The sequence below is a fragment of the Pantoea agglomerans genome, assembly GCF_021397715.1.
GTDB lineage: Bacteria > Pseudomonadota > Gammaproteobacteria > Enterobacterales > Enterobacteriaceae > Pantoea > Pantoea astica.
Window position 1 is genome coordinate 20210 of sequence record NZ_CP090208.1, and the last position, 25375, is coordinate 45584.

The 25375-nt window shown below is 53.7% G+C and carries 25 protein-coding genes and 1 riboswitch; of the genes, 18 read left to right on the forward strand and 7 right to left on the reverse strand.

Annotated features, from left to right (window positions below):
* Nucleotides 1–480: 480 nt before the first annotated feature.
* Nucleotides 481–1839, reverse strand: coding sequence for an esterase-like activity of phytase family protein (locus LZU96_RS19810; RefSeq protein ID WP_233988260.1), 1359 nt, complete (start codon nucleotides 1837–1839; stop codon nucleotides 481–483).
* Nucleotides 1840–2021: 182 nt separating this feature from the next.
* Here LZU96_RS19810 and LZU96_RS19815 point away from each other — a divergent pair, with 182 nt between their 5' ends.
* From LZU96_RS19815 to LZU96_RS19830, 4 genes are all read left to right on the forward strand, one after another.
* Entirely contained in the window at nucleotides 2022–2537 is a 516-nt protein-coding gene (locus LZU96_RS19815; RefSeq protein WP_233988261.1) for a GrpB family protein, read from the forward strand.
* A 387-nt stretch (nucleotides 2538–2924) separates the two neighbouring features.
* Nucleotides 2925–3890, forward strand: a complete 966-nt coding sequence (locus LZU96_RS19820) for a lysozyme inhibitor LprI family protein (protein WP_233988262.1) — start codon at nucleotides 2925–2927, stop codon at nucleotides 3888–3890.
* A gap of 414 nt (nucleotides 3891–4304) precedes the next feature.
* On the forward strand, nucleotides 4305–5348 hold the full coding sequence (locus tag LZU96_RS19825; protein WP_233988263.1) for an NAD-dependent epimerase/dehydratase family protein: 1044 nt from the start codon (nucleotides 4305–4307) through the stop codon (nucleotides 5346–5348).
* 278 nt (nucleotides 5349–5626) lie between these two features.
* Nucleotides 5627–6208 carry a DUF6886 family protein gene (locus LZU96_RS19830; RefSeq protein WP_233988264.1) on the forward strand — a complete coding sequence of 194 codons (582 nt, stop codon included), beginning with the start codon at nucleotides 5627–5629 and terminating at the stop codon, nucleotides 6206–6208.
* 88 nt (nucleotides 6209–6296) lie between these two features.
* Here LZU96_RS19830 and LZU96_RS19835 read toward each other — a convergent pair whose 3' ends face one another.
* The gene (locus LZU96_RS19835) at nucleotides 6297–7172 is read right to left on the reverse strand and encodes a LysR family transcriptional regulator (protein ID WP_233988265.1); all 876 of its coding nucleotides are present in this window, start codon (nucleotides 7170–7172) and stop codon (nucleotides 6297–6299) included.
* Between the two features lie 131 nt (nucleotides 7173–7303).
* Here LZU96_RS19835 and gstA point away from each other — a divergent pair, with 131 nt between their 5' ends.
* The 3 genes from gstA (at nucleotide 7304) to map (ending at nucleotide 9121) form a co-directional block, all read left to right on the forward strand.
* Nucleotides 7304–7906, forward strand: a complete 603-nt coding sequence (gene gstA, locus LZU96_RS19840) for a glutathione transferase GstA (protein WP_233988266.1) — start codon at nucleotides 7304–7306, stop codon at nucleotides 7904–7906.
* A gap of 187 nt (nucleotides 7907–8093) precedes the next feature.
* Entirely contained in the window at nucleotides 8094–8339 is a 246-nt protein-coding gene (locus tag LZU96_RS19845; protein WP_233988267.1) for a ParD-like family protein, read from the forward strand.
* Complete coding sequence (gene map, locus LZU96_RS19850; RefSeq protein WP_233988269.1) at nucleotides 8336–9121, forward strand: type I methionyl aminopeptidase; 786 nt, start codon at nucleotides 8336–8338, stop codon at nucleotides 9119–9121. The genes LZU96_RS19845 and map overlap by 4 nt, the downstream gene beginning before the upstream one ends.
* A gap of 51 nt (nucleotides 9122–9172) precedes the next feature.
* Here map and LZU96_RS19855 read toward each other — a convergent pair whose 3' ends face one another.
* Nucleotides 9173–9481, reverse strand: a complete 309-nt coding sequence (locus LZU96_RS19855; protein ID WP_233988271.1) for a hypothetical protein — start codon at nucleotides 9479–9481, stop codon at nucleotides 9173–9175.
* Nucleotides 9482–9700: 219 nt separating this feature from the next.
* Here LZU96_RS19855 and LZU96_RS19860 point away from each other — a divergent pair, with 219 nt between their 5' ends.
* Nucleotides 9701–9922: a hypothetical protein gene (locus LZU96_RS19860; protein WP_233988272.1), complete on the forward strand. Its 222-nt coding sequence runs from the start codon at nucleotides 9701–9703 to the stop codon at nucleotides 9920–9922.
* A 189-nt stretch (nucleotides 9923–10111) separates the two neighbouring features.
* Nucleotides 10112–10822, forward strand: coding sequence for a hypothetical protein (locus tag LZU96_RS19865; RefSeq protein ID WP_233988273.1), 711 nt, complete (start codon nucleotides 10112–10114; stop codon nucleotides 10820–10822).
* A gap of 295 nt (nucleotides 10823–11117) precedes the next feature.
* On the opposite strand, the gene LZU96_RS19870 is transcribed toward LZU96_RS19865, so the two are convergent.
* Nucleotides 11118–12167, reverse strand: a complete 1050-nt coding sequence (locus LZU96_RS19870; protein ID WP_233988275.1) for an NAD(P)-dependent alcohol dehydrogenase — start codon at nucleotides 12165–12167, stop codon at nucleotides 11118–11120.
* A 107-nt stretch (nucleotides 12168–12274) separates the two neighbouring features.
* On the opposite strand from LZU96_RS19870, the gene LZU96_RS19875 reads away from it, so the two are divergent.
* Complete coding sequence (locus LZU96_RS19875) at nucleotides 12275–12667, forward strand: winged helix-turn-helix transcriptional regulator (RefSeq protein WP_233988276.1); 393 nt, start codon at nucleotides 12275–12277, stop codon at nucleotides 12665–12667.
* A gap of 55 nt (nucleotides 12668–12722) precedes the next feature.
* Here LZU96_RS19875 and LZU96_RS19880 read toward each other — a convergent pair whose 3' ends face one another.
* A complete protein-coding gene (locus LZU96_RS19880; protein ID WP_233988783.1) occupies nucleotides 12723–13544 on the reverse strand; it encodes a Cof-type HAD-IIB family hydrolase in 822 nt (273 codons plus the stop codon).
* A gap of 255 nt (nucleotides 13545–13799) precedes the next feature.
* Between LZU96_RS19880 and LZU96_RS19885 the strand changes: the two genes are divergently transcribed.
* Nucleotides 13800–15062 (forward strand): DUF1479 domain-containing protein, encoded by a 1263-nt coding sequence (locus LZU96_RS19885; protein ID WP_233988277.1) that lies wholly within the window; start codon nucleotides 13800–13802, stop codon nucleotides 15060–15062.
* 77 nt (nucleotides 15063–15139) lie between these two features.
* On the forward strand, nucleotides 15140–15889 hold the full coding sequence (locus LZU96_RS19890; RefSeq protein ID WP_233988278.1) for a DNA-binding transcriptional regulator YciT: 750 nt from the start codon (nucleotides 15140–15142) through the stop codon (nucleotides 15887–15889).
* Here LZU96_RS19890 and LZU96_RS19895 read toward each other — a convergent pair.
* Complete coding sequence (locus tag LZU96_RS19895; RefSeq protein WP_233988279.1) at nucleotides 15886–16905, reverse strand: LacI family DNA-binding transcriptional regulator; 1020 nt, start codon at nucleotides 16903–16905, stop codon at nucleotides 15886–15888. The genes LZU96_RS19890 and LZU96_RS19895 overlap by 4 nt on opposite strands.
* A gap of 255 nt (nucleotides 16906–17160) precedes the next feature.
* Here LZU96_RS19895 and ascF point away from each other — a divergent pair, with 255 nt between their 5' ends.
* The 6 genes from ascF (at nucleotide 17161) to LZU96_RS19925 (ending at nucleotide 23535) form a co-directional block, all read left to right on the forward strand.
* On the forward strand, nucleotides 17161–18609 hold the full coding sequence (ascF, locus tag LZU96_RS19900; protein ID WP_233988280.1) for a PTS cellobiose/arbutin/salicin transporter subunit IIBC: 1449 nt from the start codon (nucleotides 17161–17163) through the stop codon (nucleotides 18607–18609).
* A gap of 32 nt (nucleotides 18610–18641) precedes the next feature.
* Complete coding sequence (locus LZU96_RS19905; protein WP_233988281.1) at nucleotides 18642–20072, forward strand: 6-phospho-beta-glucosidase; 1431 nt, start codon at nucleotides 18642–18644, stop codon at nucleotides 20070–20072.
* Nucleotides 20073–20178: 106 nt separating this feature from the next.
* A riboswitch (TPP riboswitch) is annotated at nucleotides 20179–20281 on the forward strand.
* Nucleotides 20282–20376: 95 nt separating this feature from the next.
* Nucleotides 20377–21072 (forward strand): thiaminase II, encoded by a 696-nt coding sequence (gene tenA, locus LZU96_RS19910; protein WP_233988282.1) that lies wholly within the window; start codon nucleotides 20377–20379, stop codon nucleotides 21070–21072.
* Nucleotides 21069–21815, forward strand: a complete 747-nt coding sequence (locus tag LZU96_RS19915) for an ABC transporter ATP-binding protein (RefSeq protein ID WP_233988283.1) — start codon at nucleotides 21069–21071, stop codon at nucleotides 21813–21815. The genes tenA and LZU96_RS19915 overlap by 4 nt, the downstream gene beginning before the upstream one ends.
* Nucleotides 21812–22576: an ABC transporter permease gene (locus LZU96_RS19920; RefSeq protein ID WP_233988284.1), complete on the forward strand. Its 765-nt coding sequence runs from the start codon at nucleotides 21812–21814 to the stop codon at nucleotides 22574–22576. The genes LZU96_RS19915 and LZU96_RS19920 overlap by 4 nt, the downstream gene beginning before the upstream one ends.
* Before the next feature lie 23 nt (nucleotides 22577–22599).
* The gene (locus LZU96_RS19925) at nucleotides 22600–23535 is read left to right on the forward strand and encodes an ABC transporter substrate-binding protein (RefSeq protein WP_233988286.1); all 936 of its coding nucleotides are present in this window, start codon (nucleotides 22600–22602) and stop codon (nucleotides 23533–23535) included.
* 36 nt (nucleotides 23536–23571) lie between these two features.
* Here LZU96_RS19925 and LZU96_RS19930 read toward each other — a convergent pair whose 3' ends face one another.
* A complete protein-coding gene (locus tag LZU96_RS19930; protein WP_233988287.1) occupies nucleotides 23572–25344 on the reverse strand; it encodes a GGDEF and EAL domain-containing protein in 1773 nt (590 codons plus the stop codon).
* Nucleotides 25345–25375: the final 31 nt, after the last annotated feature.

Genomic DNA, 25375 nt, shown 5'->3' on the forward strand with positions numbered 1-25375 from the left:
TCCACGCTTCCCGGCGTGGCGTTCTGGCCCAACGTCACGCCTCAGCGCTGCGGATAGCCCTTTCAGCAGCAGAGGCGCCCAGGCTTCCACTATCGTGCCCTTTTTAACAGCACGCACTGAAGTTTCAGAGCAGGCTGGGGCCGATCAGGGGCAGGCAATCCGCAGCGCTGAACATTAGCCAGGAGAGCCCGCAGGACGCGGGCGAAAGGCGGGGCGGCACAGGATGTGCCATCCCCGGCGGTCCGTCAGGCAGACGAATGAAGTGAAGGTACCGCGCAGCGGCGCGAGGACCGCCAGCCCCGGAGCGGTACCAGACTGCGTTATCACCTGTCGCTTAACTGACAGGCATTAGGCCTCAGCGCCCCATTTTTTGTACCACAAAACGGCGGGGATGATCAGTGGATAGTAAAACCGGCTGCATCCGTCTCTTTTACAGGAGGTAATGCTATGAGGGAACGCAGCCTGGATTGAGAAGAGCGCTTATTTCAGCGGGTCCGCCAGTTTTATGATCAATAACTCGCTGTCCGACTCGGGTTTCTTCAGCGGCTTCACACCGATCGTCGTGGCAACCGGCTTATCATCGACTGTAAGCGATCCTTGTTCACTGACCCGATAATCCTTGCGCTTTTTACCTTCAACCGGATTTTGCATTACCGCTTTTACGCCAAAGTCATTGTCATTGGCGACCGCCAGCGTTTGATTGTCGATCAGCGCCAGCCCTTCGGCCTTCTCCTGCTGCCAGCTAAGTTGACGTAAATCGACTACCTGCGTTTTTGCGGCCAGCTTTATGCCGCGCTGTGCCAGGCTTTTCTGGTCGTCAAACTCCGGATACTCGCCAGGCTTATCGAAAGCGGCAAGATCGCTAGCGCCGCTGAGATCCACCTTATAGATAAGGTTGCGCATCGCGTCGTTTTTGTCGCTTCCTTGTTCAATCAGCAGGATATGTTGATTATCGAGCGCCACGATATCACCAATTTTCGCGTCGCTGTTTTTAGCATAAGCCTCGCTGTCGACAGGGTATCCATACATCGCAGTTTTGCCGGTCGCCGGATCGAAGCTGACCAGGCGGGTAAAGCGCGCCTGCTTTTTACTTTTACCATCGATATCCAGCGTGCTCTGCACCGCGGCGATGATACGTCCATCCGGCATGCGGGTGAGCCCTTCAAAGCCACGATTCGGCTGGCGCCATTTAATAACGTTCGGCAGACCGCCCGCGATCGATTTCTCCCCTTCCGCGGCCTGCGGTCCGTGAATCGCCAGGATCTTGCCGCGCTGATCAACGTTAATCAGAAACGGACCATATTCATCGCAGAGCCAGTATCCGCCCTTCCCGTCCGTGGTAATGCCTTCGGTATCCAGACCACGGTTATCGCTATGCAGCATTTTCAACCTATCGCTTAGCGCGACTTCATTGGTGGAGCCGATGATGCCATCCTGTAGCGGTAATCCGTTAATATTGCCCTTATCGTCATGCAGCGGTCGGGCATCCGTGGCCACCGCTTTGCCGTTCTGCACCCGAATGGTCATCAGCAACGGGGCGAAGTCTGGCGTGACGAAAATTTTCGCCTCCTTTTTACCCACATCAGGCGAGTCAGCATTCGGCCCGCGGTCTGTGACGGTCACGAAGGTGAGCGCATCTCCCTGCTTGCCGGTAAACAGCAAACCGGAGCCGATCCCCACCGGCAAACCATTCGGAAACGCGCTGGCGAATGCGCCGTTGTAGCTTACGTGCGTACCTTCGGGAAAACTGACGATAGCGTGCTGGGTTTGTGGCTGCGCCGCCAGGGTTGGTAAAGAGAGCGCACAACCGATAACCAGAGGAATAATTTTTCTTTTCATATTGTTAGCATCCATAAAGGGAATCCAGCATCGTAAAGATTAAAAATGACAGAAAAATGATATGCCGATTAACAGTGGCAGCTAACAGGTTGATTTAACCTTGTTAAAACGCTGGCTGCTGAGGTGATGAACCTCTATCTGGCTATTATGATGAATATCTAGGGGCAAACGAGGAGGTCTCTATGCGATCAGCTACTCTGGTGCCATACGATAAGCAGTGGCCTGTGATGTTTGACGCAGAAAGCTCACGATTAAAGGCATTGTTAGGTAAGTGTGTTAAGCATGTTTATCACATCGGCAGCACCTCCGTGCCTGGCCTGTCAGCAAAGCCCGTTATCGACATACTGCTGGAAGTTTGCGATATCAATGAACTGGATAAATACAACGCTGCAATGCTCTGCGCCGGATACGTGGCGCGCGGTGAGAACGGGATTGCGGGACGTCGCTACTTCACTAAGGGTGGTGATCGGCGTAGTCATCACGTTCATGCCTTTTCAGTCGGAGATATTCAAATATTAAGACATCTTGCCTTCCGTGATTACCTCAGAAAAAACCGAGATATTGCGGCGAATTACGCCGAGATAAAGCGTGTAGCAGCATCACACTGTAACGATGCTCATCGTTACAGTGCATTCAAAGCAGACTTTATTGAGCATCATCTGCAACTGGCACTCATCGATCTGGAACGAGAAATATAAAGCCCTGTTCCAGCTACCTGCTGCTGTGGCTTTTGAATTGGTTATTTTATGAAAAGCCCTGAAAAGTGTGAGTGCGACTATGAGAAGCCGTCGCCGGACGGTTTTTTCACACCCTTCTGTTTCAGTTCGGCAAGATGGCCATGATTTACAAAAAATTAATCAGTCAGCGTTATGTGCGGTCAGGCCGGTGCTTAATCTGATTCAAATTACTGACCTGCACACTCCATTCCAGAGTGAGGAATCCCTAAAGTTCGCCTAATCAGTGCCGATATGTGCATGTTATTGACCAGTGGTTTTGAATCAGGTTATCGAGAAGAGACAGATATTGCTTCAAGGATGATCTTCTGGCCGCTATCGATCTCAGACATTTTATCCTAAAGGGAACTCATGAGACTAAAATATGCCGCTCTGTTACTCGCTATAGCGCTATCCGGTTGTGACAACAATAAGGAAGTTATTGGCTGCTCTTCTGAAATGACGCAGTCTGCTTTCGTCGATTTAATCAGGAAAGCCGCTTATGAAGGCCTGTCTCAGCAGGTCGACGAATATCCAGACGTCACCAGCCAGACCAAAAGAAGTGCTCTGGAGAAAATCAAACTGGTGCTTTCTGAAATATCTACCACGTCCAGTGACTCAGGCAGCACAATGAAAACCTGTGAAGCCACGGTATCCATGACACTGCCTGCTGATGAATATTCTCAACTCTCAGAAGCCTATCGTAAGAACTTTAACCGCAATCTGGATAAACAACTGGAAAGTCTTTCGCTTGAAAGCAACGCTAATGCGTTTTACAAGCGCATCAGTTACACAGCTCAGGCGACTGACGATCAAAAAAATGTGTTTGTTAAAGCCTCCACGACAAATCCGGTATCGATGGGAATGGGGCTGATCACGGCATTGTCCATTATCAACCCAATTGTTGAGCAACAGAAAATCCAGCAGGCTAAAGATGTCCAGCAGCGCCTGATTGAGAGCCAGAAGCAGGCGCAACAGCAGGCTCAGTACGAAGCTCAGCAGCAACTCCAGAGACAGGCTCAGCTACAGGCACAAGAGAGATCTGAGCAACAGGCCGATCAGCAATCAATTCAGCAGCCACAGCAGCAGAACGCTGATAGTCTGACCCAGTCACGAATTTTATTCGCGAATGCCGACTCTGATTTGAATACGGCCTGGTCATCGTTAACCCCCGCAATGAAGAAGGAATTATTGCCCTCTCAGCGGCAGTGGATTAAAACCAAAGATGCCATGTGCGGCAAAATATCCATGCAGGGCAATGACGAGGAGCTAAAGAAAATGATCGACTGTCAGGCGCAAATGACGGTGTCGAGAACTGATTTCATTAAAAATCAATAATCCAGCAATAGACTTATTCTTCAGCATTGACGACCTGATGTGGCCAGCCATTTCGCTGGTCACATAAACTGAAGAATCTGAACAAAGGGTGCGCCATAAACCCCAAACCGCCCTACTGATAATGCCGCATTTTACGGTTCACCAGGTCTTATCATCTCCTTTACTCATGCTTTCCTGAAAAGCCTTCCCTTGTTTTTCCAGGTTCCCTATATCCATCCTGTCAGGCGAAAAATCTGGCTATAGCGCCAGCAGATAAAGCGCGTCTGAGGCCGCTTCGCCTGCTCACCGTTGTTTGACTCATGTTGTTATATGGATCACTTTTTAATAACTGCGTTCGGCAACGGCTCTGTTTGCTGTCAGCGCCTCTGTATGTTGCCGCTAAATCTTGTTATAGGAAACCAGACGGAGAACTATATGAATGATAAGCACGTATTGCTGGTCGGTGCTGGCGGCGTAGTTGGCTTTGCCGCCCATGATTCCTTCCATAAAGCGGGCTGGCAAATCACTACCCTTGGGCGTTCGGCGCATAGCCCTCACCCTTCTCCTCATATCAGCGCTGACCTGACTTCTGCAGAAGATCTTAATCACCACCGGAAAGCGTTTGAAACCGTGACGCACATCTTTTACGCGGCATTGCGGCAGGATCCCAATCCGGGCGTGGAAGCGGATATCAATGCGCTGATGTTTGAAAATCTGATCGGCGCAGTACGATCGTCAGGTAATTCGCTGAAACATCTTCTCTTTATTCAGGGCGGAAAGGTTTACGGTGCCCATCTGGGTGTTTATCGCACTCCGGCCCGGGAAGAGGATAGCCGTCATTTTCCGCCAAACCTCTATTTCCGGCATGAAGACTATGCGAGAAAGATTGGCGATGAAGGTATCGGCTGGACTGCGCTACGTCCGGATATCGTTATCGGTCACTCATTCGGGTCGCCGATGAACCTGGGGAATTTGATCGGCGTCTACGGCACCATTTGCCGCGAAACGGCAACCGCTCTGCATTTTCCCGGCCCGGATGACGCTTATCGCAATACGCTGGTGAACGTCACTGACAGCCGCATTCTGGGTCAAAGCGCTGTCTGGGCTGCCGAAAATGCTAAATTCGGCGCGTTCAATATCACAAATGGTGATGTGTTTCGCTGGTGTCACGTCTGGCCGAAACTGGCTGACTGGTTTGGCGTTCCGGTCGGCGAGGCGCAGCCTGTCTCGCTTAGCGAACGTCTCAGCGCGTTAAAGCCTCTCTGGTCATCCATCGCCGATAAGGCGCAACTGCAAGAGCACGATATCGATAAGCTGGCGTTGGGTGGTTTTGGTGACTTTATCTTTCATGTTGAGAAAGATGCCATATTTGACGTCACCAAAGCGCGCCAGGAAGGGTTTGACGCCATGACCAGGCGCTCGGATGAGGTGTTGATTGAACATCTGGAAGCGATGCGAAGCAGCAAACTTATTCCCTGAGAGCTCAGGCAGCCTGTCGTCTGGCAGGCTGCCGATTGAACCTGCTGAAACGGCGGAATAGTACAAGCGAGGCGCGCGGGATGTGGTCTGTCTGAGCACCAGGCCGGAAAATCGTCCACTTTGTGCCAGAAGCGCACATGTCACACATCAAGCATCGCCTATGATCAGTCGCTGCCGACCTTAAAAAAATCAAACAAAGCGATCATTCATATCGGTGAAACTTTATTTACCCAAAATGATAGTTCGGAGTGTTGAGTACATTTTGAACGGAGCTCTAAGTGCGTCTTTTCCATTTCAGCGATAGACCTGATATTACTCTATTCCACCCTCGGCCAATAAGGGTTCATGTCGACCGTCCTGCAGGACAGGAGTGGCTAAACGGGCCACTGATATGGGCTACGGATGAAGCGCACGAACTACTTTATCTTTTCCCCAGAGAGTGTCCGCGCATCGTGTTTTGGCCACTACCTGACACAACCAGTGTTGACCTTGAACAATGGATGGGCAGCCAGTCCCGTGCCACTGCAATTGCCTGTATTGAGCATGAGTGGCTCTCACGCTTTCAAAGTGGAAAAGTTTACAGATATGAATTGCCTTTAGACGACTTTGAGCCAACTGGAGAGGTCGGTATGTGGGTAGCACGAACGATTGTGATCCCGACTGATTTGAAGGTGATCTCTAACCTGGATGCTGAACTTGCATTACGAAATATCACGCTTCGTGTAATGGAGAGGCTTACGCCACTCAAAAGTATATGGCTGACATCACTTCACGCTAGCGGTATCAGATTGAGAAATGCACAAGATTGGGGCAAACCAGGTTGGATGCATTCGAAACCAGGTCGCCAGTTTGTTGTATAAATTCATAACGGGATAAGTCAGGGCCATAAACAAACGTCAGGCTGCTATTCCTGGCGCGTATATTTACAAGCAAATGAAGTCATTCATCTCATCGTCCTTTTCGTAATCCTGTAAGCATGGCCTGGGTCGCACCAGACGCCTTTCCGGAAGCTGAACAAACCAGCCCGAATTCACGGTGTATAGAAGGTGTCACGGGTACCACGCGCAGATTGCGTAATTCTTCAGGCAGGGCTGATTCAGGTACAAGGGCGACACCCATGCCTTCAGCGACCAGCTTACAGGCGCTGATCCAGTCCCGTACGGTCACGCGGATGTCAGTAAGGTGCAAACCCGCCTTTTCCATCAGGCTTTTTCCATTCACCGCACATCCGCCTGTCGCCAGAATAAAGGGCTGGCCCGCCAGCTCCTCAAGCGTTATGCCATCAGCCCTGAGATGCCGTGCCTGCAGGTTACCGGCCTGCATGACCGCTACCCATGCATCCTGCCCTAAAACCACTTCTGCACGCCCCGGCACCGGGTTCATTACCACCCCCAGTTCAACCAGGTCTGCTGTAAGCCACTCCTCAACCTCCTCATCTGAGCCTTCCAGAATGACCACTTCAATGCCGGGATGCTGGCGCTTAAAGTCGCGCAGCAAACCGGGCAACCATGTCGACGTCACTGATGGAAAACTGGCCAGGCGAATGCGCCCGCTGGTCAATCCCCGGCTCTTATCAGCCAGCTCGCGGATGGCATTCAGCCCCAACAGCATATTTCTCGCCTGTTCAATAACCTGCTCCCCCAGCTCGGTGACACTGATGTATCGGCGCTCACGCGTAAAAACCGGAAAACCCAGTGAAGCCTCCAGTTGAGCAATAGCCTGGCTGGCACCAGACTGCGTCATTCCTATCTCCTCTGCCGCGCGTGAGAAGTTGCGGGCATCCGCCACGGCCACCAGTAAGCGCCAGTGCAAAAGATTCATCATGGTTATCAGTAGCTCAGCTAATAGTTGATTGCTTAATCATTAATTTTACAGCGGAAACGGCGTCAAATACAGTGAACAGAGGATCGCGCAGCAGATCGCGCGGCGGCTATGCACTTTACAGGAAGACAACAATGAAACTTTATTACGCCCCTGGCACCTGTTCTTTATCACCCCACATCGTGCTGCGCGAACTGGAGCTGGAGTTTGAACTGGTCAAAGTAGACAACAAAAGCAAGCTCACCGCTGACGGACGTGACTTCCGGCGCATTAACCCAAAAGGTTATGTCGCTGCACTTGAACTGGATGATGGGCAGATACTCACTGAAGGTCCGGCTATTGTGCAGTATCTCGCTGATCTAAAGCCGGAAAAGGATCTGGCTCCGCGAGCGGACAGTTGGGCCCGGGTGCGCCTGCAGGAATGGCTTAACTTTATTACCAGTGAGATACACGCTGGCTCGGCCCCCCTGTTCAACCCTGCGTTGCCCGAAGACGTCAAAGCAATTTTTCGTGAGAAGTTATTCCGGCAGTTCGATTACCTGGAGGTGACGCTCAGTGAAAAAAGTTATCTGACCGGGGCGTGCTTCAGCGTGGCGGATGCCTACCTTTTCACTGTGCTGGGCTGGTGTCAGTTTTTCGCCATCGAACTGAATCGCTGGCCTGCGTTGTCGGCATATATGGCAATGATCAGTGCCCGTCCCGCTGTGCAGGCTGCATTAATGGCTGAAGCATCTTAATAATGAGCAAGTTTTCGCTTAGCGATTGCATGGACAAAAGAACGGGTCAATGATCAGCCCGCGAGGAGATCAAGCCAGACAACTATCTCTGGACCGGGCAAGTTTCGGAACAGCAATTTTCCCCTTGCATACCACGCCCCTGTCAGTATCTAATATACGAAACATATACGATTCATATAAGGCTGATATGGGCATCGTTAAAATTTCCGATCTGATGCATGAGAATCTGCGGATCGCCAGCCAGGCGATGAGTCGATCGATCAATGCACAGGCAGAGCACTGGCTAAAGCTGGGGATGCTGGCTGAGTTCTATCCGCAACTGACCCAGCATCAACTGGCGCAGATGCTGGTTCGACTGGAACTGGAAGGCAGTGCAGATATCCGACATTTATTTCATCAAGAAAGGCTCACTTCACAAGGAGATGTGTCATGAACAGCGTTAAAATTCATACAGCGGCTGAAATTGAGAAGGCGCGAGCGGCCGGCCATGCCGCAGCCCAGGTGCTGGCAATGATTACCCCGCACGTACGGCCCGGGATCACCACTGAAGAGCTTGATGATATCTGCCACGACTATATTGTGAATGAGCTGAAAGTGGTTCCGGCTAACATCGGTTACCACGGTTATACCCGCACCACCTGTACCTCGGTGAACCATGTGGTTTGTCACGGTATTCCTGCCAGCAAGAAGCTGAAGGATGGCGATATTGTGAATATTGATGTGGCGATCATCAAAGACGGCTGGTACGGCGATACCAGCCGGATGTATTTCGTCGGTACGCCGTCAGTACGCGCTAAGCGCCTGGTGGATATCACCTATCAGTCGATGGTGGCCGGCATTAAAACGGTCCGTCCTGGCGCGACGCTGGGCGACATTGGTGCGGCCATTCAGCGTGTGGCGGAATCGGCAGGTTTTTCGGTGGTGCGCGAATATTGTGGTCACGGTGTGGGCGAAATCTACCATACCGATCCGCAGGTGCTGCATTACGGTACGCCAGGTGAAGGTATGCCGCTTAAAGCCGGTATGATATTCACCATCGAGCCGATGATTAATGCCGGCAAAGCGGGCACCAGCGTACTGTCTGATGGTTGGACGGTGGTGACGAAAGATCGATCTCTTTCAGCGCAATGGGAACATACCGTGGCGGTCACTGAAGAGGGATTTGATTTGTTAACGCCGTGGCCGGAAGGCACCGGCGAATATGCGCCCATCTGAGCCTGAAGCCTGAGGTGACCTCAGGCTTACCCTTTTTACGCGCAATGAGGATTATCTGCGGCCTTTTACCACTGAAGCTGCCCAGTTGAAATCACTCACTTCGCTGGCCGCCAGTGATGACGGTTTCTTTCTGCGCACGGGCTTTTTCTTATCCTTCTCTGCCTGCGCTTTCTCTTTTTCCAGCTTGCTCGACATAATCAGCTGTCGGGCTTCTGTATTGAATTCTTTCTCTTTTTTGCTATCCGGCTCTTTACCGGTCCGTTGGCGATATTTCTGCACCAGCCCATTGAACGTTTCCTCTACAGCCAGTCGTTCATCAGCGTTGAACTGATCAATCGAGATCATCTTTTTGTCGTTCATAGCATCGTGTCCAGTGGTGAATTCACCGGCCAAGTGTACCGCATCTGAAGTGGGTACAGGTGGCTGAATCGCATTTATCCGCTAACACGCGCCTTCAGCAGCAGTCAGGTGCAAAAATGCGGACTTTGTCCCTGTTGAAATTAAGGATATCTCTTAATATAAAACTCATCTTTATCAGGTTTAATAGCAGTGACCACGTATTGCCGGGGAGCTGAAGCTATGGCAAAAGAGAACGATCGACTGTCGCAGGCGCTGTTGCGACGACATGGCATTGGCGTCAAACAGAAGCGCATTCATTTTCGCGGCAAAGATTTGCTGTTTCAGCTGCACAACGCCCATTACGAGGTGTTCAACGGCAGCCAGTGCATCGCAACACTTGATACTAACAACATCAATGATGCGATTAAGCAGTTCAAATTACGTAGTTCGCAGGCGGAGTAGCGCTAGCGGGTGATTTACAGGGCGATCTGCCGACTGCGACCGGGTTCACGTCAGCGTTCTACACCACGTAAATGCCCCTATCGCTATGCGGCCGATGGGATGTCGTCGAATGCGCGGTTTAAGAAGTTTCTGTTCTTTCAGTCGAGGCTGATTAGAATAACCGGACATCCTTTCAGACACAGGTATCCGATGAAAATCACTATCCACAAAGAAGATGAGCAGTTCATGAGCAACTTCTTTGCTGCGCCCTGCCACGCTGTAGAAACAGACTCGCCGCAGGCTGCGCAAATTCAACAGTCGCTGCAACTGGCCGTTCAACAAAAAAACATCGAAGCCGAGGGTGACTGGAAGCGTACGCTGACTTTTCTGCTGCTGTTTATTTTTCTTTATGCGGCGCTGGGTGCCTCGTTAACGCTGGATCTCAGCAGCAGCACCGGCAGTCATAAAAGCATTACCTATGCGCTGGAAGCGATTCCGGTGCTGATCGCCTTTTCCGGCTTCTTCATTTCGATCCTGTTTGTATTTCTGACCCGCGCCAGCGCGCGCAAACAACGTAACTGGGAAAATACCATACGGGTGCTGGAGAAATATTCCATCGGCAACCTGTTTAAGGTGACCCATACTCAGGGCGCCGGCACCAGCAACTACTCGGTCGCTAACCTGACAATCTCCCTGGCGCTGTTTATTTGTCTGACCTGGCTGGTGATTTATAACTATCTCACCTTTACCACCAGTGGCGTGTTTGGCAGTGTGATCTCATTATTTATCAGCACTATGGTTTATGTGATTCTGGACATTCAGCTGCTCAAACCGTTCAGCCATGTCGCAGAACATGATGAAGCTGATAACGAGGATGCGGAGAAGAATCAGGCGATAAAAGAGCATAAATCCGACGAGTAACTTTCCCTGATGCAGCCTCACTACAGGCTATCCGGCACCTTAGTCGGGTAGCTTTTTTTTTTGCCTGGCGGCGGGTGATTAGAGCACAAGGGTTATATTGGATTCTGTCAGAAAGAAGATTGCACTGAAGTCAGATGAGTTGTTATCTAATCGAGTAAAAAGTATGTTGTAACTATATTAGCTGTGCATTCATCACCTCTTACCGTCTTTCTTTCCGCGAGTCTCACCTGTGATCAACTGCGCGAGCCCAATATCCGATTGTTCACGGCCTGCCCTACCGCAGGCCGTGAAACCTTTACCAGCCGGTTTTCTGCATATCAATCACAAAGCGGTATTTCACATCGCTGGTCAGCATCCGCGCGAAAGCTGTTTCAATCTCTTCGCCCGTGATCATTTCAACATCGGCTGTAATGTTGTGCTGACCGCAGAAATCGAGCATCTGCTGCGTCTCTTTTATACTGCCGATTGAGGTGCCGCTGATGCTGAGACGGCGAAACACCATTGGCGTTACGTTCGGTGATGGATGCGGTTGATCGGGAATACCGACCAGTACCAGCTGGCCGTTGGTCTTTAACGTCGCAAGGTAAGGATCAAGGTCATGAGGTGCTGCCACACAATCCAGAATAATATCGAGTGAAGTCTGACACGCCGCCATTTGTCCGGCATCGCGTGAAACCACTACCCGATGTGCACCGAGCCGCCGCGCATCGGCGCCTTTTTCTGGCGATGTGGTAAACAGCGTGACTTCGGCACCCAGCGCACTGGCCAGCTTAACCGCCATGTGCCCCAACCCACCCAGACCGACTACGCCAACTTTGTCGCCGGCTTTAACATTGAAATGGTGCAGCGGAGACCAGACGGTCACGCCCGCGCAGAGTAACGGCGCTACGGCATTCAGTGGCAGGTTATCCGGGATCGAGACCACAAAATTCTGGTCAGCAATCACCTGATCCGCATAGCCGCCATAGGTGTTGCCACCGGTATATTTATCAGTGCCGTTATAGGTCGGCGTGAAGCCGGTTTCGCAATATTGCTCTTCCTGCTGATGACAAAAATGACACTCACCGCAGGCGTCCACCATGACCCCGACACCGACAGTCTGACCCACTGCATAACGTGTGACGTTGTCACCTACTGCCGCCACCCGGCCAACTATTTCATGACCCGGAACTAAAGGATAACGGCTGACGCCCCATTCATTGCGCGCCATGTGCAGGTCTGAGTGACAGACGCCACAGTAAAGCACATTAATTCTGACGTCATCCGGCTGCAGATCGCGTAGCTCAACCTGCCCCGTGTGTAATGGTTGAGTTGCCTGTGATGCAACCAGCGCATGAATTTTCATCTGTCGCCTCTTTGTAATGGTTGGGAACGAAAGCGGCACACTATAGACATCAGGTATTCATTTTGGTAGTAGTTACCATTTGGTTACCATCAAAGGAACAACGTTTTATGCCGGTATGGGTTGAAGGAAAGCTCTGCTTCTATGCAGATTCACCGCCGCGGCGGCTGCTGGAATTGTTTGCCGTCAAATGGAGCACCATGGTGCTCCATGCGCTGTATCACTGGCCGGACAACCGCGCGCGTACCGGTGAGCTGGAGCGGAGTTTGCAGGGCATTTCAAAGAAGATGCTGATTCAGACGCTACGGGAACTGGAGCAGCGCGGGCTGGTTGCGCGTGAAGTGCATCAGGTGGTACCACCCAAAGTGGAATACAGCCTGACCGCACTGGGCCAGCGCTTTGCCGAACCGATTGAACAGATGTATCAGTGGGGTCTGGAGAATCAGGCGGCGCTGGATGAGATGGAACGCCATGCGCGTAATAAGCAGGATGTTACGGGGTGACGATCGCTTCGTCACCCGTGGCGATAATGTCGCTTTTCAGCAATGCCGGCGAAACTCAGTCGAACGGAAATTCGCGAGCCAGCAGCCGGGAGATGACATTCAGCGCGCCTTCATCATTGTTGCTCTGCGTCTGGTAGCGCGCTACAGCTGCCACAGCGTCAACCGCATTGGCCATTGAAAAACTGAAGCAGGCCTGTCGCAGCATCTCTATATCATTGGCGCTGTCGCCAATCGCCAGCACTTCACAGTCGCTGATGCCCCATTTTTCCTGCAGCAGTGCGATGCCGTGCGCCTTGTGGCAACCAGGAATGATCAGGTCGATGAAGCCAAAGCCACTGGAGACCGGATGCATGATGTTCTCCAGCTCGCCCAGCTTGTCGTGCAGTCGTTGCAGTAAGGCGTCCACGCCTTCATGCGCCAGGTTAAGCGAAAATTTGAAAATGGTGTCATCGATATCATACAAATCGTCACGCTTTTCCAGCCGGTGGTAATGATTCGCCAGCATCGCCAGCACCTCATCAGACGCGGAGGAGTGCACATAAGCGCCGTTACGTCCGCACACCACCACCGCGATATCGGGCTCATGCGCCAGAATATCGAGGATCTGATGGACTTTCTCTTTGGCTAACTCGCCGCAAAAAATTTCTTCATTGCAGTCCGAAACCCACGCACCGTTTTCCGCTACAAAGGCAATCTCATCTTTTATGTCAGGGAAATAGCGCTGTAGCTGATAATACTGATTTCCACTCGCGACCACGAAACGGATGCCCTTCTGCTTCAGCAGCGCATACTGACGTGCGAACCGCTGGACGTTGTACTGTTTGTTGTCATCCAGAAAGGTGCCATCCATATCCACCGCAATCATCTTAACCGCCATCTCGCCTGCCCCTTTACCTGCGCCGTCATTTCCTTTCGGCTGATTGATTTGATTCATAAAGCTTACTCGCTGTGTGGATTATTGAGAATGCTAATAGTGAGTTTGTTAACGGCTTTCAGAGCGTTCCGGTAGGGAACTTGTGTTACAGCGCACGTTTTTTATGGTTACAACGATGTTAATCTCAGTCGTAATTTACGAATGAAGGTTAATTAATTTTCATCCGTAACTCAACCCTGACACGTTAAGGAGCATGAGATGACAACGAATTTCCGGGCTACACCGCTTCCTGCCGACGTTAAAGCGGCAATCCGACAGATGAAACAGCAGTTACGCAGCCAGATTGGTGATGTCGAGGCGTTGTTCCGCCAGGTGTGCGAAAGAATCGAAGCGGCCATTGGCGAGGCAAAAGCGGAGGAACAGCGAACAGGTAGCGCCTGGCCCGTTGTACCGATGCAGGCCATCGCCGAAGGACGGGTTTCAGATGAAACCCGGGCGCTGATAAAACGCCGCGGCTGCGTAGTCATCAAACAACATTTTTCCCGCGATCAGGCACTGGCGTGGGATAAGTCGATGCTCGACTACCTGGAACTGAATCACTTTGATCAGCAGTATCGTGGTCCCGGCGATAATTTCTTTGGCAGTCTTGAGGCGTCACGGCCGGAAATTTATCCGATTTACTGGTCACAGGCGCAGATGCAGGCGCGTCAAAGTGATGCCATGACGCAGGCACAATCCTTTCTTAATCGCCTGTGGACCTTCGACTCACAGGGAAAACAGTGGTTCGATCCCGATGTCAGCGTGATCTATCCCGATCGAATCCGTCGTCGACTGCCAGGTACCACCTCAAAAGGATTAGGTGCGCATACCGACTCCGGCGCGCTTGAACGCTGGCTGCTGCCCGCTTATCAGCAGGTGTTTGGCAAACTTTTTAGCGGTGATTTCGACGCCTACGATCCGTGGGATGCCGCGCATCGCACCGAAGTGGATGAATATGATGTGCCCGACACCACCAAATGCTCGGTATTCCGCACCTTTCAGGGCTGGACCGCCCTGTCAGATATGATTCCAGGCCAGGGCTTGTTGCATGTGGTGCCGGTACCGGAAGCGATGGCCTATGTTCTGCTGCGTCCACTGTTAGCCGATGTGCCGGACGACGAGCTGTGCGGCGTAGAACCGGGTCGGGTATTACCGATTAATGAGAAATGGCATCCTCATCTGATTGCCGGACTCAGTTCCATCCCGGCTTTAGAAGCGGGCGATTCCGTCTGGTGGCATTGCGATGTGATTCATGCGGTGGCACCGGTAGAGAATCAGCAGGGCTGGGGCAACGTGATGTACATTCCGGCCGCGCCGATGTGCGATAAGAATCGCGCTTATGCCCGCCGGGTAGCCCAGGCGCTGGAACAGGGTCGTTCGCCCGCTGATTTCCCGCCTGAAGATTATGAAACAAACTGGCAGCAGCGTTTTACGCTGGCCGATCTGAATCAGAATGGTCGCCGGGCGCTGGATTTAGCCTGATTTATCACCGCGCCGGGGTCCGGCGCGGTCTTTTCCCTGTTAAACTGCAGCAACTGTTTTTTCTGCGAAACTGGCTTATGAATCCGCGACATCATCAGATTATTCAACTGGTTAATACCCGGGGTACCATTGCGGTCAGCGAGCTGGCACAGCTGACGGGTGTCTCTGAAGTAACGGTGCGTCAGGATCTTACTCTGCTGGAGCGCGATCGCTTACTGCGACGGGTCCATGGCTCAGCACTGGCGCTCGACAGTGACAATGTGGGCACCCGCATGAATACCCGTTATCCGGTCAAACAGGCGCTGGCTAATCATGCCGCCAGCCTGGTGGCAGCCGGTGAGTCGGTGTTTATTGAAGGCGGCAGCACCAATGCCTTACTGGCGCGCGCGCTGGCGGATCGCAGCGACATTACGCTGATTACCGTCAGTCATTACATCGCCCAGTTACTGCGTGAGGCCGCCTGTGAGGTGATTGTGCTGGGAGGCCTGCTGCAAAAAAGCAGTGAATCGATGGTCGGCCCGCTGACCCGTTACTGCATTCAGCAGATCCACTTTCATAAAGCGTTTGTCGGAATTGATGGCTGGCATCCGGAGAGCGGCTTCACCGGCCGCAATATGCTGCGCTGCGATGTGGTGGATGCGGTGCTGGCGAAGGGCGTTGATAGCTATGCGCTGACTGACAGCTCGAAGTTTGGGCAGATTCAACCCTATCCGCTGTCGCCAGGCTATCAGGTCCGGCATCTGATCACTGATGATCAACTCGATGCCCTGACCCTTCAACAACTGAAGGAACGAGACATTGATGTGATTCAGGTCAGTCCCGACTAAGCACGGCGACCGGGCCCGTCAGAGAGTGAATCACGCAGTATCAGGCTGCCGCTGAACGGAGGCCTGGGCCGCCATTCCCCGCCATCCAGCATGTTCACCAGCCGGCCAATGGTTTCGTTAATCATTTCGGTGACCGGCAGTTTTACGCTCGACAGCGAGGGTGTGATATAGGGTGCCAGCGGAATATCGTCAAAGCCCATGACTGAGACCTGTTGCGGTACCGCAATGCCGCATTCAGTCAGCCGCTTGATAGCCCCAATTGCCATCTCATCGTTGCTGGCGACTATCGCGCTGAACGCCACGCCGCGCGCCAGCAGGTGATCCACCGCAACCATGCCGCTCTGTGCGGTCCACTTCCCTGTCACAATCCGCTGCGGCTCAGCCGGAATATCTGCCGCCTTCAGCGCAGCCTGATAACCGGACAGCCGTTCCATGCCGGTCGGAGAATCCAGCGAACCGGTAATAAACGCAATATCCCGATGACCGTGAGTGACCAGATGCGTCACCGCGCTGGCGCTGGTCGCGTGCTGATCGACATAAATGCAGTAGCTGTCATTGACGCGCAGGCGGCGATTGATCACCAGAATCGGCTGGCGGTGCTGGGAAATTATGGCATCCAGCGCATCGATAGAGAGAAAACGCGGATAAATAATAATGCCGTCACAGCGCAGATCGAGCAGGAACTGGATCGCTTCCCGCTCCTGCTCAGCGGTATGTTTACCATCGGCCAGAATAAGCTGACGGCCCTGCTGTTCCATCATCCGCGCCGAATGCGCCATCAGTTCAGCAAAGTAACTGCCGCTATACAGCGTATTGGTGATCACCAGCCCAATGGTCTGGCTGGACTGGGTCGCCAGATTACGCGCCAGCAGATTAGGCCGGTAGTCGGTTTCAGCAATCGCCTGTAGCACCCGTTCGCGCTTCTCCTGACCGACATAGCCATTACCGGACAGTACCCGTGACACGGTGGCTTTCGACACACCCGCCCGAGCTGCTACATCCTGAATCGTTGCCATTTAACCTGCTCCTTTACTGCGCATGATTGCAGTCTACCTAAGCCTCTCATTGTTGGAAATATTTTCGCTGGCGTAACCGCGCCCGACTCACGATTTCGTGGTGAGCTACATCACAAAATTTAAAAGTGGTGATTTTTAGCACTTGTCGCCGTCAGTAAAGATCTTCATGATTTTGTGAAACCGGTTTCCTATTCGCCGCTGACACAGGGCAAAAAAACATAACACTGACCGATTACCCTACAGAGAAGATCCCCCATGCCCAGAAACTATGACGAGGTTTCACGCGCGATTGTCGACGCGTTAGGTGGCCTCACCAATATCGAAGCGCTTACGCATTGCATGACCCGCCTGCGCTTTGTGGTCAAAGATCAGACCCAGGTCGATTTCGTCCGGCTGAAGGCCATCGATGGCGTAATGGGCGTGGTACATAACGACACCCAATGCCAGGTGATCATTGGCAATAATGTTTCGCAGGCGTATCAGGCGGTGATGCAGCTCGGCTCGCCCTCCGCGTCCTCGTCGGCATCGGTTAAGCGTAAGCTGACGTTGAAAGGGATCGGTGCCGGCATTCTGGATGCGCTGGTCGGGACCATGTCACCGCTGATTCCCGCCATCATTGGTGGGTCGATGGTTAAGCTGCTGGCGATGATCCTCGATATGGCGGGCATGTTTGAAAAAGGCTCATCAACGCTGGTGATACTCAACGTCATTGGCGATGGCGCCTTCTTCTTCCTGCCAGTGATGGTAGCGGCCTCGGCCGCGCTGAAATTTAAAACCAACATGTCGCTGGCGATAGCCATTGCCGGCGTGCTGGTGCATCCCAACTTCATTGACCTGATGGCGAAAGCGGCTCAGGGCCAGCCGGTGGAGTTTGCCTTTATTCCGGTGACCGCCGTGAAATATACCTATACGGTGATCCCGGCACTGGTGATGACCTGGATTCTGTCGCACATTGAGCGCGGCGTGGATCGCATTACCCCAGCCGTGACCAAAAACTTCCTCAAGCCAATGCTGATTGTGCTGATTGCCGCCCCAATCGCGATTGTGCTGATTGGGCCGATTGGCATCTGGATCGGTAGCGGCATCTCAGCGCTGGTCTATACCGTTCACGGTTATCTCGGCTGGCTGTCGGTCGCCATCATGGGTGCTATCTGGCCGTTGCTGGTGATGACCGGGATGCACCGGGTTTTTACCCCAACCATCATTCAGACCATTGCAGAAACCGGTAAAGAGGGCATGGTGATGCCGTCAGAAATTGGTGCCAATCTTTCGCTGGGCGGTTCGTCGCTGGCGGTGGCATTCCGGACTAAAAATCGCGAACTGCGCCAGACCGCGCTGGCCGCAGCGGCATCAGCGATCATTGCCGGCATTTCGGAACCGGCACTGTATGGCGTAGCGGTGCGGCTAAAACGTCCGCTGATCGCCTGCTTAATCAGCGGCTTTATCTGTGGTGCGGTGGCCGGGATTGGCGGACTGGCCAGTCATTCAATGGCCTCGCCTGGCCTGTTTACCAGCGTACAATTTTTCGATCCCGCCAACCCTATGTCTATGGTCTGGGTTGCCGCCGTGATGGTGCTGTCGGTGGTACTGTCCTTTGTGCTGACGCTGATTTTAGGTTTCGAGGACATCCCTGAAACCGAACCGTCGCCCGCGCCAGCAGCAACGCCTGCATCCGAGCGCACCAACGCGATTAACGCTAACTAATGGGCCATGCTGACCCGAAACCAGAGGATGTCATGTCTGAATCAAGATTCCCGCAAGGATTTTTATGGGGCGGTGCGTTAGCCGCCAACCAGGCTGAGGGTGGCTATCGTGAAGGCGGAAAGGGCTTAACCACCGTTGATATGATCCCCCACGGCCCGCATCGGATGCCGGTGAAACTCGGGCTGGAGCGGCGTTTCACCCTGCGCGAGGATGAGTTTTACCCCAGCCATGACGCCATTGATTTCTATCATCGCTATGCGGAAGACATCGCGCTGATGGCGGAAATGGGATTCAGCGTATTTCGCACCTCCATCGCCTGGAGCCGGCTCTATCCGAATGGTGATGAACTGACGCCGAATCCGGAGGGGATTGCCTTCTACCGCGCGGTGTTTGAAGAGTGCCGGAAATACAATATCGAACCGCTGGTCACCCTGTGCCACTTTGACGTACCGATGCATCTGGTGACCGAATATGGCTCGTGGCGGAATCGCAAAATGATCGACTTTTTTGCCCGCTATGCCCGCAGCTGTTTCGAGGCCTTTGACGGTCTGGTGAAATACTGGCTGACCTTTAATGAGATCAATATCTTGCTGCACAGCCCGTTCTCCGGGGCCGGACTGGTATTTGAGGCGGATGAAAATCACGACCAGGTGAAGTACCAGGCCGCCCATCATGAACTGGTGGCCAGCGCGCTGGTGACCCGAATCGCCCATGAGACTAACCCGGCGAATCAGGTGGGCTGTATGCTGGCGGGCGGCAATTTCTATCCCTGGTCAAGCAAACCGGAAGATGTCTGGGCGGCACTGGAGAAAGATCGCGAAAACCTGTTCTTCATTGATGTGCAGGCGCGCGGATACTATCCCGCCTATGCGGCGCGGCTATTCCGTGAAAAAGGAGTCAGTCTGGAGATAGCCGACGGCGATGCGGAAATCCTGAAAAACAGCGTCGATTTTGTCTCGTTCAGTTACTACGCCTCGCGTTGCGCGTCGGCGGAGATGAACGAGCTTAACAGCAGCGCCGCCAACGTAGTGAAGTCTCTGACTAATCCCCATCTGACGCGCAGCGAATGGGGCTGGGGCATCGATCCGCTTGGGTTACGCATCACCATGAATATGATGTATGACCGCTACCAGAAGCCGCTGTTCCTGGTGGAAAATGGCCTTGGCGCACGGGATACGATTAACGCTCAGGGTGAGATTGAAGATGATTACCGCATCAGCTATCTGCGTGAGCATATCCGGGCGATGGGCGACGCCATCGCCGATGGCGTGCCGGTGCTCGGCTATACCAGCTGGGGCTGCATCGATCTGGTGGCCGCATCAACCGGTGAAATGAGTAAACGCTACGGGTTTGTCTATGTGGATCGGGACGACCTTGGCCGGGGAACGCTGGCCCGCAGTCGGAAAAAATCGTTCTGGTGGTATAAAAAGGTGATCGCCAGTAACGGTGAAGATCTTGAGTGACAACGTCACTGGCTTAGCCCGCTAAACCGCAGCGGTTTAGCGGTGCCATCGGCTGTTGCAGGCCGGCGGCGTGCCGTTGTATTCCGCTGACAATTATCGTATAACAAACGTCTCCGAGGGGTGTCCTGTTATGGGCTGAGATGGTGCAAACCGAACCCTTTGAACCTGATCTGGGTCATGCCAGCGAAGGGACGGGTCGGCAGAGTCTTCTGCAACATCTCCTGCATCATTGCCTGTTCTTCACCGTATGCCCGGATCTCCCTGAGTTAACACTTTTCGTTAACCAACAGTCACTGGAGATCCCATGTCACTTTCACTTTTTGAAACCGGCTTTTATGGCCGCCTGCGACAACGGGCTGGCGATCACTGGCACGCCTATGTCTCTCACGATTTTGTACAGCAGCTCGCTCAGGGCACGCTGCCAGCGGCCGCCTTTCGTCATTACCTTACCCAGGATTATCTGTTCCTGCTGCATTTTGCCCGCGCCTATGGGCTGCTGGTCAGCAAACTGCACGATCCGGTCGCGCTGCGAACCGCAACGGCCTCTCTCAATGCCATCGTCAATGAACTGCCGCTGCATCGGGCTTACTGCCAGCAATGGGGGATCAGCGAAGCCGCGCTGCTCAGTCAGACCGAAGCGGTTGAAACATTCAACTACACCCGCTACGTGCTGGATGTCGGCCACAGTGGAGATGCGCTGGAGCTGCTGACCGTGCTGATGCCGTGCGTTGCAGGCTATGCCGAAATCGGCCTGAGGCTGTTACAGGCTCCCGCCACGCTGTTCGACGGTAATCCTTATGCCGCCTGGATAGAGAATTATGGCGATGCCGATTATCTGGCAGGCGTCAGAGCCTCACTGGAACTGTTCGAAACGCTGGCCCGGCAGCGCGCCGGCGCAGCGCGTTTTGAACGGCTGGCAACCCTCTTCACCACCGCCACCCAACTGGAATCTGCCTTCTGGCAGATGGGGCTCAATCATCAATCCCCTTTGTCACCATGAGCGACTCAGGAGCATTACTGCCGCCCGGCATCTCAATCCGTGACCTTTGCGTCGATTTTGCCGCGCATCGGCTGTTTGACCGGCTCAGTCTGGAGATTCTCCCGGCAAGTTTCACTGCCCTGCTCGGTGCCAGCGGTATCGGAAAGAGTACCTTGATGCGCGTCATCGCTGGCCTGACGCCGCCGACATCCGGAGTGATTAGCGGCAGTGATGGCCTGCCGCTGGCTGGCCGGATCGCCTGGATGGGCCAGCAGGATTTGCTCTATCCGTGGCTGAGCATTGAGCAAAATGTCTGCCTTGCCAGCCGTCTGAAGGGTGAAAAACCGGACCGCCTCTGGGCGCAACATCTGCTGGAGCGGGTAGGTCTCCATCGTCACGCAACGGCGCGGCCCGCGACGCTCTCCGGCGGGATGCGGCAACGGGCTGCGCTGGCCCGCACGCTGTATGCGCGCAAACCGATCGTCCTGATGGATGAGCCTTTTTCCGCACTTGATGCCCTGACCCGCCATCAGATTCAGACACTGGCGGCGGAGGTGCTGGCACATCATACCGTTTTGCTGATCACCCATGATGCGGCGGAAGCCTGTCGGCTGAGCCATCAGATGCTGATACTCAGCGCCTCCGGTCTGGAATCCTGTCAGCCGTTGCCGGGCCAGCCGCCGCGCGTGCCGAACGATATCGGCGTCATAGAGAGTCAGGCAGCCCTACTGCAAAAACTGTCACTGTCAGAGGTGGCCGGATGAAACAGCTTAACGGTTTAGCCAGAATGTGGCGCGGCATCACCCTGTTTAGTGGACTGATTGCGCTGTGGTGGCTGATCACCCTGACGTCGATTCCGGCGTTTCTGCTGCCTTCGCCCGTTGCGGTGGCACAGGCGTTATGGGCGAACAAAGCCTGGCTCGGCTATCACAGCCTGATTACCCTCACCGAGATCCTCTGCGGGATGATCACCGGCATCGCGCTCGGCGCTCTGCTGGCGCTGGGCATGACGTTTTCGCCGCGTCTGCAACGCTGGATGATGCCGCTGGTCCTCACCAGCCAGGCGATTCCGGTGTTTGCGCTGGCTCCGCTGCTGGTGCTGTGGTTTGGCTTTGGCATGAGCGCCAAAGTGGCAATGGCGGTGCTGGTGATTTTCTTTCCGGTAACTTCGGCCTTTTATGATGGTCTGCGGCGCGCACCAACCGGCTATCTGGATCTGGCGCAGACGCTGGGCGCATCACGCGCATCGCAACTGCGTCACGTCCGGCTGTTAGCTGCGTTGCCTGCCTTAGCCACCGGATTACGAATGGCGGCGGCGGTGGCGCCGATTGGCGCGATCATTGGCGAATGGGTGGGTTCGGCAGAAGGTCTGGGCTATGTGATGCTGAACGCCAATGCCCGGATGCAGAGCGATATCTGTTTTGCTGCGCTGTTTATTCTGGTGCTGATGACGCTGGCGCTATGGCTGGCCGTCGATGCCCTGCTTCACCGCCTGATCGACTGGGCTCCTGAGAGTGCCTCATGACCTCTAATCTGCGAGATAAACCAATGCTAAAACCTGTTCTGTCAGCGCTGATGATCAGCGCCGCCCTCTCCAGCCCGCTGCATGCGGCGGAAAAACTGACCCTGATGCTCGACTGGTATATCAATCCGGACCATGCGCCGATTATGGTGGCGCAGCAAACCGGCGCGTTTAAAGCGGAAGGACTGGAGGTAACGATCGTGCCGCCCTCCGATCCGTCACTGCCGCCGCGACTGGTGGCGGCGAAGCAGGCGGACCTGGCCATAACCTATCAGCCGCAGCTGCACTTTTTTGCCGATCAGGGTTTGCCGCTGATGCGGGTCGGCACGCTAATCAATACCCCGCTGAATACCCTGATTACTCTGGATAAGACCGTGAAAAAACCGTCTGATTTGAAGGGAAAGCGGATTGGCTATTCGGTTAGTGGCATTGAACAGGCGACGCTCGATACCATGCTGCAGCACGACGGCGTGAAGTCCAGCGAGGTACAGCTGATCAACGTTAACTTCCAGCTGACCAGCGCGCTGCTGACCGGCAAAGTCGACGCGGTTATTGGCGGCTATCGCAATATCGAAGCGCTTGAAATCAGGCTACAGGGTAAACAGCCGGTGGTGTTTAACGTTGAGGATTATGGCGTTCCCGCCTATGACGAGCTGATTATTGTCGCTAACCGCGACAACGCGCATTCGGAGAAAATTAAGAAGTTTATGCGGGCGCTAAAACGGGGTGTGGCAGAATTAAAAGCGCATCCGGAAGCCAGCTGGCAGGCGTTTGCTGGCGCGCATCCTGAACTGAATACGCCGTTAAATCATCAGGCGTGGCGGGCCTCACTGCCGCTGTTTGCAGACGACCCGGTTAAGCTGGACCGCGCCCGTTATCAGGCCTATGAGCAATTTTTATATGATAACCATCTGATCAAGCAAATCACCCCGGTTGAGCACTACGCCATCGGCGGTGACTGACCGATGAAGCCCGCAGCGGTGGCTGCGGGCTTCACATCAGAGCGGTTTCTGATACAGCCAGTGCTCAATATCACTGGCGGGCAGCGGTTTAGAGAAGAAGTAGCCCTGAATTTGATCGCATCCGTACTCCTTCAGTAACCCCAGCGTTGCCTCAGTCTCAACCCCTTCAGCCAGCACGGTATAATTCAGCTCTTTCAGCATCTGAATAATCCGTTTGACGATGATTTTTGACGAGTCATCTTCCGCCATCCGGGAAATCAGCGACATGTCGATTTTGATCACGTCCAGCGGAATATCCTGCAGGTAGCTGATGTTACTGTAGCCGGTACCAAAGTCATCCAGCGAGATGACAAAGCCGTGCGATTTCAGCGCTTCCAGGCCATGAATAGCGATGTTATTCCCGGTGATCAGCTCATTTTCCAGACACTCTATGCCAATAACCGAGGCGGGCAGTTGCGCTGCCTGCAGTTTCGCCACCAGCGAATCGGCAAACTCTTTTTTCGAGAAATCCCGCTCGCTGACGTTAATCGACACCGGAATCAGGGTGTATTCACGGTTCCAGCGCGCCAGCTGATCGATAACATGGTCGATGACCCAGTTAGTCAGATCGGAAATCAGGTTGGTTTTGCCGGCTAAGGGGACGAACTCCGACGGGAACAGTTCGCCACGTTCTGCATGATGCCAGCGAATCAGGGCTTCCAGCCCCACCGTCTTGCCACTTTTCAGGCAGACTTTGGGCTGATAAGCCAGGTAGAGACCTTCATCTTTTTTCAGCGCCAGCGCCAGATCGTTCATGATCATGAAATCTTCAGTCCGGCGGGTATCGTAGCTCTCATCAAAAGACATTGTGCTGATACCTTCATCAATCGCTTCATGCAGCGCACTGACCGCCTGACGGACCATCTCATTGGCACTGACCTGACCGGGTACAAAATCAGTTTCGCCGGTAAAAATATCCAGATCGAGGGTGATATTTTCTGCCAGATCCGCCTTCATCCCCTGCAGCACCTCAATCATGCTGTGTGCGGTATAGCGACCTGACCAGGGCTGGATCACCGCAAAACGGCCGGGCGCGAATGAGTAAAGCGTTTCGCCCGCAGGCAAATCAAGCCGCGCAGTGACCTGCTCCGCCATCTGTCGCAGCAGTTTTTCCATCGGCGCGATGCCCACGGTGCGCGACAATTCATAGGCGCGTGGGATATCGATGCAGTCGATCAGGATCAGACGAAAGCGACTGTGGGGTGCGGTGACCGACAGTTGCTGAATATCGCGGATCAGCCGTGGCCGGTTAGGCAGATGGGTGATGACATCGGCGAAACCGGCATTGTTCCAGGCATCGAGAAACGAGGTCACCAGTCTGGCCAGCAGCTTCAGCGTGTCGAGCTTCTCTGCACAAAACGAATGCGGCTGAGTGTCAGTGACGCACAACGTACCCAGCACCGCACCGTCGAGGTTCTCAAGCGAAACCCCGGCGTAGAAACGGATATGCGGCTCACCTTCCACAAACGGGTGCACAGCAAAGCGTGAATCCAGCAGAGTGTCGAACACCACCAGATGCCCTTCGCCATCAATAACGTGGCGGCACAGGGACTCATCGCGGGTCGACTGTTTTAGGTCGAAATTGCGCGAGGCCTTAATATATTGATTATGGTCGTCAATAATCGAAATAAAACTGCCGGAGATCCCTAATACCTGGCTGGCCAGATGAACAAATTTCTCCAGCACCTGATCGCGGGTTTCATCAGGTGACAAGAGTGCTTTGACCGCCTTGAGACGTTTTTCGTCACTGCCATTTTGATCGTTATGCACTGAAATATCCCCTATACAGGCGCAAAACCGA